8 protein-coding genes are annotated in these 9815 nt (G+C 36.8%); 2 read left to right on the top strand and 6 right to left on the bottom strand.

Features of this window, described 5'->3' with window-relative positions; translation table 11 throughout:
- The 3 genes from EA412_06115 to EA412_06105 form a co-directional block, all read right to left on the bottom strand.
- Window positions 1–396: hypothetical protein (locus EA412_06115; protein ID TVR79680.1), on the bottom strand; the 396-nt coding region annotated here is incomplete at its 3' end.
- 276 nt (window positions 397–672) lie between these two features.
- Window positions 673–2913: a sodium-translocating pyrophosphatase gene (locus EA412_06110; GenBank protein ID TVR79679.1), complete on the bottom strand. Its 2241-nt coding sequence runs from the start codon at window positions 2911–2913 to the stop codon at window positions 673–675.
- Between the two features lie 174 nt (window positions 2914–3087).
- Window positions 3088–3966, bottom strand: coding sequence for a hypothetical protein (locus tag EA412_06105; GenBank protein ID TVR79678.1), 879 nt, complete (start codon window positions 3964–3966; stop codon window positions 3088–3090).
- A 282-nt stretch (window positions 3967–4248) separates the two neighbouring features.
- On the opposite strand from EA412_06105, the gene ypdA reads away from it, so the two are divergent.
- Window positions 4249–5226: a YpdA family putative bacillithiol disulfide reductase gene (ypdA, locus tag EA412_06100; protein ID TVR79677.1), complete on the top strand. Its 978-nt coding sequence runs from the start codon at window positions 4249–4251 to the stop codon at window positions 5224–5226.
- A gap of 203 nt (window positions 5227–5429) precedes the next feature.
- A complete protein-coding gene (locus EA412_06095) occupies window positions 5430–6005 on the top strand; it encodes a hypothetical protein (GenBank protein TVR79676.1) in 576 nt (191 codons plus the stop codon).
- A gap of 11 nt (window positions 6006–6016) precedes the next feature.
- Here EA412_06095 and hemB read toward each other — a convergent pair whose 3' ends face one another.
- Genes hemB through EA412_06080 form a run of 3 tightly spaced genes read right to left on the bottom strand, consistent with a single transcriptional unit; the run spans window position 6017 to window position 9800 of the window.
- Window positions 6017–6997: a porphobilinogen synthase gene (gene hemB, locus EA412_06090; protein ID TVR79675.1), complete on the bottom strand. Its 981-nt coding sequence runs from the start codon at window positions 6995–6997 to the stop codon at window positions 6017–6019.
- Window positions 6998–7002: 5 nt separating this feature from the next.
- On the bottom strand, window positions 7003–7626 hold the full coding sequence (locus EA412_06085; GenBank protein ID TVR79674.1) for a histidine phosphatase family protein: 624 nt from the start codon (window positions 7624–7626) through the stop codon (window positions 7003–7005).
- A 38-nt stretch (window positions 7627–7664) separates the two neighbouring features.
- The gene (locus EA412_06080) at window positions 7665–9800 is read right to left on the bottom strand and encodes a T9SS C-terminal target domain-containing protein (protein ID TVR79673.1); all 2136 of its coding nucleotides are present in this window, start codon (window positions 9798–9800) and stop codon (window positions 7665–7667) included.
- Window positions 9801–9815 lie beyond the last annotated feature (15 nt).

The following is a 9815-nucleotide window of genomic DNA, read 5'->3' as shown; positions in this document are numbered from 1 at the left end:
AGAATATTGCTGTTTATTAACTTTGCATTTAAGTTCTATTGTATTATTTGTTGCAAAAAAGTTGTCTTGACTAAAATCTTCTGCTTTTGGGTGTGGGTCATTCAATACTGATTGACTAGTTTCAGCAATTTTTTTTATAATTTCTAATAAACCACTATTTATCCATTTTGAGGATGATTTTTTTGCTTGGTATGTCTCAATTTTTGAAAGTTCAGCCTGATTATCAAGGTATCCAAAAATTACATCCTCTAAATGTTCTAATATTATAAAATACTTTTGATTTTGTAATTGATTGTATTTTTCGAGAAACAAGTAAATAGTACAGTTCTTTTGGAAATCCATACCAATATTAGTATGAACTCCAGCATTTACTTCCGATTTGTAATTATTTGTCATTTAGTTCTTTCTCGTATTAATGCCAACTCATTCATAAAACCCACTATCCCACACAAAACTCAATATGATAACTTCTGAGGTATAGGTTAACTTTTATTTACAACAAATATATTAAAATATATGTTAAACACTCCATTCATCAATTTTACTTTACATCCTTTTAAACAATAAGATGAAAAAAAAAGCCCCGCCGAATTTATCGACGGGGCTTTGATATTTATTAGCCGGTAAATGTGATTGGCAAAATACCAAACTTAGTTACCGCTTAACTAATTATTAAATCATAGATGCAATAACCAATGCAACTACAGACATTAACTTCAATAAGATGTTCAATGAAGGGCCTGAGGTATCTTTGAAAGGATCTCCTACAGTATCTCCTACTACAGCAGCCTTATGAGCTTCAGAACCTTTTTTGTGCATCACTCCGTTAATTTCTACTCCTTCTTCAATCATTTTCTTGGCGTTATCCCATGCACCACCGGCATTCGACTGGAAAAGGGCCATTAATACACCGGCAGAAGTTACACCCGCAAGCAATCCACCTAACATCTGCGCATTTAAGTTGCCATCTAAAAATAACTTTGGAACAAATCCAAAAGCTACCGGTACTAATACCGCAACTAATCCCGGTAAAACCATTTCACGGATAGATGCTTTGGTAGATATCTCAACACATTTGCTGTATTCTGCTTTTCCGTCTGCTGCATCAAATGTTTTTCTGTCTTCCTCATTCCATTCGCTCATTGGAGTCTCTCCGTTCTTGCGCATTACATTTAAGGCTGCTTTCAACTCAGGGATATCGCTAAACTGTCTTCTTACTTCTTCAATCATTGACATGGCTGCACGTCCTACCGCCTGCATAGCTAATGCTGAGAATAAGAAAGGTAACATAGCACCCACAAAAATAGAAGCCATTACATAAGGATTCGTAATGCTGATTGATACAAGCATAGTTTCCGGATTTGAAACATTATAAGCCGTTAAGAAAGCTCCGAATAATGCCAATGCAGTTAAGGCTGCCGATCCGATTGCAAATCCTTTTCCAATAGCAGCAGTAGTGTTACCTACAGCATCTAATTTATCTGTTCTTTGTCTAACTTCCGGTGGCAATTCAGCCATTTCAGCTATACCACCCGCATTATCAGAAATTGGTCCGTAAGCATCTACCGCCAACTGAATACCGGTATTTGAAAGCATACCAACTGCCGCAATGGCAATTCCGTACATTCCACCTAAAGTAAATGAAGCCACAATCGCCGTAGCAATAATCAAAATCGGAATAGCCGTTGACATCAAACCAACTCCTACACCGGATATAATATTCGTAGCAGAACCGGTTACTGATTGTCTCACTATTGAGTAAACCGGCTTTGTTCCCGTACCCGTAAAGTATTCAGTTACCAATCCGATTAATAAACCGGAAACTAAACCAATGATAGTTGTAAAAAACACACCTAAAGCAGTGATTGTTTGCTCAGTACCTGTGATAGGGTCTGTGAATACCCATGATTCCGGTAATAACATTCTGGTAGCTAAGAAAGTCAAAACAATCATTATACCTGCGGAAACAAATTCTCCTGTATTTAATGCTTTATGAGGGTTTCCTCCTTCTCTTACTTTTACAAAGAAAGTTCCGATAATAGATGTTAAAATTCCAAGACCGGCTAATACAAGAGGTAATAAAACTGCATTCAAACCGCCTAAATCATTTGTCGGCTCAAATCCGGTAATTCCTATAAATGCAGCTCCTAAAACCATCGCACCGATGATGGAACCTACATACGATTCAAAAAGGTCAGCGCCCATACCGGCAACGTCACCTACGTTATCACCCACGTTATCTGCAATAGTAGCCGGGTTGTAAGGGTGATCTTCAGGAATCCCTGCCTCAACCTTACCTACAAGATCCGCTCCCACGTCAGCCGCTTTGGTATAAATACCTCCGCCCACACGTGCAAAAAGTGCAATGGATGATGCACCAAAAGAAAATCCGGTGATAATATTGATAACCTGAGCTACCGAATTTTTATCGGTAACACCAAAAATTTGAGAATACACTAAAAATAAAACACCAAGTCCGAGAACTCCTAAACCTACAACACCTAATCCCATTACGGAACCACCACTGAAAGCAACTTCAAGTCCTTTTCCAAGACTGGTTCTGGCAGCATGTGTAGTTCTTACGTTAGCTTTAGTAGCTACGCGCATTCCAATAAATCCGGCCAAACCTGAACAAATGGCTCCTACGATAAATGAAACAGCTACTAATGGAGAAGATGTTTCCGGATTAGCTGAAAAAGCCAGTAAAATAGCCACGCAAACAACAAAAATGGATAATACCTTGTATTCGGCTTTCAAAAAAGCCATGGCACCATCAGAAATGTGTTTTGCAATCTTTTGCATCTTTTCAGTACCGCTTTCCTGTTTTGTTACCCAGGCGGACCTCCACATGGTGAAGAGCAATGCTACGACCCCCAGGATAGGAATTATTAAAATAATTGTTTGTGCATTCATACAGTTACGATTTTAATTTATATTTTATATGACAATTTAATTCAGACGGCAAAAATATATTTTATAATGACTTTAAGCAAAAAAAAACATACTATTTTACCAAATATCGCCAATTTATTTTAGAGCACAAGCTATCTATCTGAATACTCAATGATAATGTATAAAATAGAAGTGCTATTTAAAACCGTACTTTTTAAAGTGTTTGGTATATTTCCATCGATTATGGGTCCAAACATAGTTTTCAGGTTGCTGTCGGATGCTTTCTTCTGTAAATTTAACAATGGCTCTTGTAATCTCTCCTTCTTCTGTGTCGGCAGGGTTTTCAAATGCTATTACAGAATGGGTGGTATAATGCCCTCTTTTCACTTTTACCGCTCTTTCAAAAATTACGGGATAATTGAGTTTTCTGGCTACCCGCTCAAGACCTGCATGAAAAGGGACCGGCCTGTTCATGAAATCTATCCAATATCCCTTATCCGGGCCGGAAGGATTCTGGTCGGTTACATAAACCTCCAAAGTTTGAACATCGGCATACTGACTCGCAACTTCTCTAACCGAGCCTACCGGTATCATTCGGGTGCCGTAACGCTGACGCATTTCCAACATCAGTCGCTCTAACCAGTCGCTTTTTATCGGCATATAAATACCTAAAACCTGAAACTTGGTTTGATTTGCCAACACCCAATTGCCCCATTCCCAATTAAAAAAATGACTTGAACCCATAAAGGCACTCTTGCCGGTCTTCTGCACTTCCATATATGCCTCCAGGTCTGTGACAAAACGATTTTTAATGGCAGAAAAATCAGACCCCACTGCTTTTAAGGTCTCAAAAATCATATCACAAAAGTTATGATAAAAACCCCTTTCAATTTTCTTGATTTCTGCTATGGACTTTTCCGGAAACGCATGAACCAGATTGCTTCTGACAATTTTCTTTCGGTAAGACATTACTCTGTAAAGTAACAGATACAGCAAATCTGAAAATACATACAAGATACGCATGGGTATAAGGCCGATGACCTTAAAAATAAACTTAAAGATATAGTACAACATATTTTTATAAAAGTAAAATATGAAATTTTATTTCTGCAAGAATAAAACTATTTAATGAAAGTCGGTAATTTTCATTAAACCGCTAAACTTTTTTACTTTTAAAAAAAAGAGTGGCCTCCCCCGAAAGGGAAAACCACCCTACAATCCGAAACTAAAGCTCCGGGTTGTGTGTAACCTCAGCAAAAAACCAACACACTTGGCTATGAGCAATATAAAAGCCATTCACAGGATTGTCAATTTTTTTTGGAAACCTAATTGCATTATGTTTGTTAATTTTGCCCTATGATGACCTTAGACTTATTGATTGTCGGAGCCGGCCCTATCGGGCTATGTTGTGGAATAGAAGCAAAGAAAAAGGGACTTTCCTATTTAATTGCCGACAAAGGCTGTTTGGTCAATTCACTTTACAATTACCCGAAAGAAATGCAGTTTTTTTCAACCTCTGAAAAGCTGGAAATAGGCGGTGTTCCTTTTATTTCAAACAAACCCAAACCCGGAAGAAATGAAGCTTTGGAATATTACAGAAGAGTAGCTGATTTTTATCAATTAAAACTTTCCCTTTACAATCCGGTAAAAAATATTCGCAAGGAGAAAAATATTTTCACAGTCACAACTCAAAAAGGCGAGATAAAATGCAGAAATATTATTTTAGCTTTAGGTTTTTATGATATTCCCAATAAATTAGATGTCCCCGGAGAAAATCTTGAAAAAGTACATCATTATTTTCAGGAAGCACATCCTTTTTACAGAAAAAAAATACTTGTTGTCGGTGCGGCAAATTCTGCCGTAGATGTGGCATTGGAATGTTATAGAAAAGGGGCTGAAGTGAAAATGCTTATAAAAAATGATACGATTAGCGATCGTGTGAAATATTGGGTGAAGCCGGATATAGAAAATAGAATTGAAGAAGGGAGTATACAAGCTTTTTTTAACAGCCGGCTTTTAGCAATTACGCCATACAGTGTTATCATTAAAACGCCGGAACACATACTGGAATATAAAAATGACTTTGTGCTTGCTATGACCGGTTATTTACCGGATTTTGACTTTTTAAAAAAAACCGGAATACGCATAAAAGATGATGTGTGGAATATGCCTGATTTTAATCCAAAGACTATGGAAACTAATCAAAAGGGTATTTATTTGGCCGGTGTAATTTGCGGTGGAAAAAATACGCATACCTGGTTTATTGAAAATTCCAGAGAACATGCCCATTTTATCATAGAGGACATAAAAAAAGAAAGAGCTAAATTAAATTAACTCTTTCTCTCGTGGGTTATCCCGATGCACAGCTTTTGTGTGCCTTTGTCTGTTTGCTATTTAAGCAAACGATATCTTCATCATTATGTACATGAATGACAATACTAATATAAGTAAAATTTTAAAGGTTTTCATAGGCTTTATCAATTTTTTTTGTGAATGTTATGTTATAGTTTACGAATACTGTATATAATAGTTGCGATATGCCCATAATTTTCCCGAAGGTAGGAGATATTTGTTTTCAATCTATTTCTAATGATGAAATGGATAATGCCATTTTAGAAACTACCTCAACAAAAAGTTTTCCATTTAATCATGTAGGTATTTTTTTAGGGAATGCGATATTAGAATCTACCCCTTCAAAAGGAGTTGTAAAAACAGCCTGGGAAGATTTTTTAGAAAAAAGCTTTTTTAAGGGAAACCATCATACCGTTATTTGTCGGATAAAGAATACAAGCAAAAGCTTTTCAGAAGAGCTAAATAAAAATGCCAAAAAGTACCTTGGAAAAAAGTATAATTTTGCTTTTTTTTCAGACAAAAAAACGTTTTATTGTAGTGAGCTGGTAAGTGATATAGTTAATGAATCTTTGGGGAGAGAAGTTTTTAAGACTATTAACATGACGTTCAAAACCGAATCCGGTAAAACACATCCTTTTTGGTTAGATTACTTTAAAAAGTTGAAAGCACCAATTCCTGAAGGTCACCCGGGGACTAACCCTGCCGATATGTTTAAAAATAAGGAATTGGAGATAATTGCAGACTTTCGTACAGAAAAGTAAAGAAGCAGTTGTTATTCCTTAGCAGCCTTGAATCTTTCAGCAAAATCGTGCGCAAAATAAGTAATAATCACATCTGCGCCGGCTCTTTTAATCGAAAGTAATGTTTCGGGCATAGCCTTTTCAAAATCTAACCAGCCATTATTACAGGCAGCCATCAGCATGGCATATTCCCCGCTAACATGATAAGCCGCAATTGGTAAAGATGAATGCTTTTTTAATAAACTTATAACATCCAGATAGTGGAGTGCCGGCTTAACCATTAAAAAATCAGCCCCTTCCGCCTCATCCAATGTCGCTTCTCTCAGTGCTTCAGCCGAATTTGCTATGTCCATCTGATAAGTTTTCTTATCTCCTGCTTTGGGAGCAGAATCCAGTGCTTCTCTGAAGGGTCCGTAAAATGCGCTTGCATATTTGGCCGTATAGCTCATGATTGAGACATTTTTAAAGTCTTTGCTATCTAAAGCATTTCTGATAAAAGCAACTCTCCCGTCCATCATATCAGAAGGCCCTATTATGTCAATGCCTGCTTCCGCCTGAGCTATAGCCATCATACCCAAAACCTCTAAGGTTTCATCATTTAAAATTTCTCCGTTTTCAACAATTCCGTCATGCCCGTCAATATTATAGGGATCAAGGGCTACATCACTAATTAAACATGCCGCCGGAAACCGCTCTTTTATTTTACGTATGCAATCCAGATAAAAGTTATCGGTTTGATAGCTGTATGAACCTTGTTTATCTTTCAAACGCTCCTCTATGGAAGGGAATAAAATAAAACTGTTTATTCCGCTGTCTATACAGCTCTCGATTTTCACCAATGCTGTATCAATAGAATATCTGAACTGACCGGGTAATGCTGATATGCTTCTGTTAATATTTACGCCATCTTCCAGAAAAACAGGTTGCACGAGATTATCCGGTGTAAGTATATTTTCACGCACCATTGCACGTATAACTTCTGATTTTCTGTTTCTTCTTGGCCTCTGAAGCATTGTGTTTAATTTAAATGTTTAGTGCAATTTTTAAGTAACAACTCATAATTCAAATTATTCCCTTTAAGCTTGTATAAACTAAGATTTTCATGAGTAAAGTCATCCATTCTGGATAAGGGGTAACCCAGTAGTGTACATAAAAATATTCTCATCGTGCGCCCATGCGAACAAATTAAAATTCTGCCTTTGGAGGTTTCCAATGTGTTATTTATGAAATATTTTAATCGTTCCTGCACATCATAAGGACTTTCGCCATTAGGTAGTGTGACTTTATAATCGCCATTTCTCCAGGATGTTATAATCTTTTTGTATTCTCCTCTTAGGTCTGAGGTGGAAATTTTCCCTTCATGGCTCCCCCAGTCTATTTCATCGATTTCGCTAAAAGATAAAATGTCATATCCTTTATCAGAAAATGGTTGCAAGGTTTGTTTAGTTCTTATCAAATTTGAGGAAAAAACAGCATCAAATTGCCTTTCTTTATATTGATTGTAAAATTTTAAGGCTTGTTGTTTTCCGGTTTCATTCAAAGGAGCATCTACGCCCCTACCCTGAATTATTTTCTTTTTGTTATATTCTGTCTCACCATGTCGTATTATATATATCTCCCTCATAACATAAGTTTCTGTCAATGTAAATCTTCAAGCAAAAAGGCAGCTGTAAATCAATTCTAATGCTTTAAAATTTTCTTACTCCAAATTTGTTTATCGCTCATAATATTAAAGAAATAAACGCCCTTTTCCCAATTGGATGTGTCAAATAAATGTTGCCTGGTATTTGAATGAACTTTTTTATTAAGAATCTCTCTGCCCAAAATATCTGTAATTGAAAGTACGTACTCTACTTCCTGATTATTAAAATCTAAAAACTCAAAAGTAAGTTGATTGCTAACCGGATTAGGATAAATTTTAAATCTTTGAGGCAGCTCACTTTCCCCGACACTTGAGGGGGTTTGTGAGATATTTATATTATCGAGAAAAAGGTTATTCCCCCAACCGGATTCAATGGTAAATCGAAAATCGACATAATCTATACCATTTATGTGATTGATTGAAATATGCTCTCTTCTCCACTCAGTATCTGTAGGATAAAACTCAATAGATTTATCTGTAGCGGTTGCCAAATCTAAACCGGATTTTTGATAAATAACATTCCAGCTCGTTCCGCAATCTATAGAGTAAGCTACTTCAAATGACTCATAAAAGCTTTCATCAAAGCGGGCATAAGCGATATCAAACTCTAAAAAAGGAAAATTTGTACTTTGCAGACTCAATGTCGGAGTGAGCAAACTTTTTACTTTACCATCCGGGTTGCTGTTTGAAGAGCCGTTGAAACTATCAAAAAAGGCACTGTTTAAAGACAATCCAAAACCTCCTGCATTCGTAGTTCTTGTCCATTGAAAAGTAGCCCCGGGATTAGAAAACTGCCATCCGGCAGGTGGAAATGTCGGATCCTCAAAACCTTCTTTCAATGGAATGGTAACTGCATGAGCAGCCGGCGTTACAGTAAAGTTAACTGTCAATGAATCATTTGCCGGGTTTTGATCCTGAAAACCATTGGGGTCTTTGACTCTGATTGTAAGTGTGTAATTTCCTGTATTAAAATTTTGAATCGGTAATCTTATTTTTTCTGATTGAAAAGTGGTTAAAGAGCCGGTCCAATCATAGGTAAATAAAACATTTCCATTTAACTCATATTCTATGGTTGCCGTATTCAATTCAATGCCACCATTATTTCTCAGTATAAACTCCGGATAAAATCTGCTGGCACAAATTTGCTGGCCTTCACCCGGAACTTTAATTTCTTCTATTGCTGCATCTATATCAAATTCAACCTGGAAAGTGCAACCATCAGAACTGAGTATAGAAGACCTGAGTGTATTTAAAACTGCTCTCATTCTAGTTCTTTGTCCCTCCGTAAAGGTATTCATACAAGCATCATCTACGTAATCCATATAATTCATGAACATATCAGAGCTGCCACAACTGGATTGAGGATAAGCAGGACATCCGTAATAAGGCTGACCTTGCAAAGGCGTATCTGCGATATTATCATCTACTCCACATCCGCCATCGCCCCAATTATGAAGCAGTCCTAACCAATGCCCAACCTCGTGAGTAGTAGTCCTTCCCTTATTAAAAGTGTTTGACAAAGTACCCGTTCGTCCAAAATACGTATATCCAATAACTACTCCATCCGTGGGTCCGGGGTTTGCTGTAGGCATTTCTGCATATCCCAACAACCCTCCACCTAAATTACAAACCCAAATATTCAAATACCTTGTTGGATCCCAACCATTCTTGCCTCCCTGACTGGTATATTTGACATTGTTGTTAAAAAAAAACTGATTGATAGAAGTTTGAGTACGTGTAATTCCGGTCGTTTCATTTCCATCAGGATCTGTGGTAGCCAGACAAAATTCAATTCCGGCATCTGCTGCAACCCCCTGAAATTCAGCAGGAGTATTTGCCGCATCCGCATTTAATCTCCTGAAATCTTCATTTAAGACTTCTATCTGAGATAGAATTTGTTCATCACTAATGTTTTGTACAGCAGTATTATAAACAACATGCACTACAACCGGTATTGTTAGAATGTCATTTGATTGACGTTGAAACGCACTGCTGTGTTTATAAGCATGAAGTATATCATTTGCTTCTGCCAATCTTTCAGCATATCCTTCAACATTCTCTATCTGATAGTTTTTATATTCCGTTGAATGGCATCGTTGGATTTGACCACTCACTGTTTCAAAGAAAATAATAAATATTAGAAATGTGGTACAAAATTTCAAAACCAAGTTCATAATGGGCTTATTAAA

The sequence above is a fragment of the Chitinophagaceae bacterium genome (assembly GCA_007695095.1).
GTDB lineage: Bacteria > Bacteroidota > Bacteroidia > Chitinophagales > REEL01 > REEL01.
This window is presented reverse-complemented; position numbering and strand designations above follow the sequence as displayed.